Origin of the sequence: Mycobacterium sp. (assembly GCF_049802695.1) — a bacterium.
Taxonomy (GTDB): domain Bacteria; phylum Actinomycetota; class Actinomycetes; order Mycobacteriales; family Mycobacteriaceae; genus Mycobacterium.
Genome location: NZ_JBARMY010000366.1, coordinates 1 through 2,089 on the forward strand (window position 1 = coordinate 1; position 2,089 = coordinate 2,089).

2 protein-coding genes are annotated in these 2,089 nt (G+C 68.2%); both read left to right on the forward strand.

Annotated features, from left to right (window positions below):
- On the forward strand, positions 1–894 hold an 894-nt coding region (gene pheS, locus WA317_RS15255; RefSeq protein WP_425173828.1), incomplete at its 5' end, for a phenylalanine--tRNA ligase subunit alpha.
- Positions 894–2,089: phenylalanine--tRNA ligase subunit beta (locus WA317_RS15260; protein WP_425173829.1), on the forward strand; the 1,196-nt coding region annotated here is incomplete at its 3' end. The genes pheS and WA317_RS15260, both read left to right, overlap by 1 nt.

Sequence of the window (2,089 nt, forward strand, 5' to 3'; positions counted from 1 at the left end):
CGCCAAGCACTGGCCCGGCTGCCCAAAGAGGAGCGGGCCGACGCGGGGCGCCGGGTCAACCAGGCTCGCGCGGCGGCGCAGCGCGAATACGACGAGCGGCTCGCGACGCTGCGGGCCGAACGGGATGCGGCGGTGCTGGTCGCCGAAAAGATAGATGTCACCCTGCCGTCGACCCGCCAACCGGTCGGCGCCCGGCATCCGATCACGCTGCTCGGCGAACACATCGCCGACACCTTCGTGGCGATGGGCTGGGAACTGGTCGAGGGCCCCGAAGTCGAAACCGAGCAGTTCAATTTCGACGCCTTGAACTTCCCGCCCGACCACCCCGCACGTAGCGAGCAGGACACCTTCTACATCGCGCCGGAGGGCTCCCGGCAGATACTGCGCACCCACACCTCGCCGGTGCAGGTCCGCACTCTGCTCGAGCGGCAGCTGCCGGTCTACGTCATCTCGATCGGCCGGACCTTCCGCACCGACGAGCTCGACGCCACTCACACACCCGTTTTCCATCAGGTCGAGGGATTGGCGGTGGACCGCGGGCTGTCCATGGCGCATCTGCGGGGAACGTTGGACGCTTTTGCGCGCGCTGAATTCGGCCCTGCGGCGCGGACCCGGATCCGCCCGCACTTCTTTCCCTTCACCGAGCCGTCCGCCGAGGTCGACGTGTGGTTCGTCAACAAGAAGGGCGGACCCGGTTGGGTGGAGTGGGGCGGTTGCGGGATGGTGAACCCGAACGTCTTACGAGCAGCCGGAATCGACCCGGAGGAGTATTCCGGCTTCGCGTTCGGAATGGGACTGGAACGCACACTGCAGTTCCGCAACGGCATCTCCGACATGCGTGAAATGGTCGAAGGCGATGTCCGGTTCTCGCTGCCGTTCGGGGCGGGTGCCTGATGCGCGTTCCCTACAGTTGGCTGCGGGAAGTCGTCAACGCCGGGTCCCCGGGGTGGGACGTGTCCGCCCGCGACCTCGAGGAGGCGCTGCTTCGCGTCGGCCACGAGGTCGAAGAGGTGATCGGCCTCGGTCCGGTCACCGGCCCGCTGACCGTGGGCCGGGTCAGCGACATCGAGGAGCTCACCGAATTCAAGAAGCCCATCCGGTCCTGCCGGGTTGACGTCGGAGAACAGGAGCCCCGCCGGATCGTCTGCGGCGCAACGAATTTTGCAGTCGGCGACCTTGTCGTCGTAGCGTTACCCGGCACGACGCTGCCCGGCGACTTCACGATCACGGCCCGAAAGACCTATGGCCGCGTCTCCGACGGAATGATCTGCTCAGCGGCCGAGCTCGGTTTCGGCGCCGACCATTCCGGCATCCTCGTGCTGGCTCCGGGTACCGCCGAGCCCGGCGCCGAGGCGGCTAAGGTGCTCGGGTTCGACGACGTGGTGTTTCACCTCGCCATCACCCCTGACCGCGGCTACTGCATGTCGATCCGCGGATTGGCTCGCGAGGTGGCCTGCGCATTCAACCTGGACTTCACAGACCCGGCCTTTAGCGCTGTGGTGCCGGCGTTGCCGGCCGAAGGGCAGGCCTGGCCGCTGAGCGTGCAACCCGGCACCGGGGTGCGCCGATTCGCGCTGCGCTCGGTCACCGGAATCGACCCGGCCGCGGTGTCACCCTGGTGGCTGCAGCGCCGGCTGCTGCTGTCCGGCATCCGGGCCATCTCGCCGGCCGTCGACGCGACAAACTACGTGATGCTCGAACTGGGCCATCCGATGCACGCCCATGACCGCAACCGGATCAGCGGCGGGTTCCACGTCCGGTTCGCCAGGTCCGGTGAGACGGTGGTGACTCTCGACGACATCGAGCGTCGCCTCGACCCGGCCGACGTGCTCATCGTCGATGATGTCGCCACCGTGGCCATCGGCGGCGTGATGGGCTCCGGGAGCACCGAGATGCGCGCCGACTCCACCGACGTACTGCTGGAAGCCGCCGTCTGGGATCCGGCCGCGGTGTCACGTACCCAGCGCCGGCTGCACCTGCCGAGCGAAGCGGCCCGCCGTTATGAGCGCGCTGTCGACCCCGCGGTTTCGGTTGCCGCGCTGAACCGATGCGCGGCGCTGCTCGCCGAAATCGCCGGCGGCACCATCTC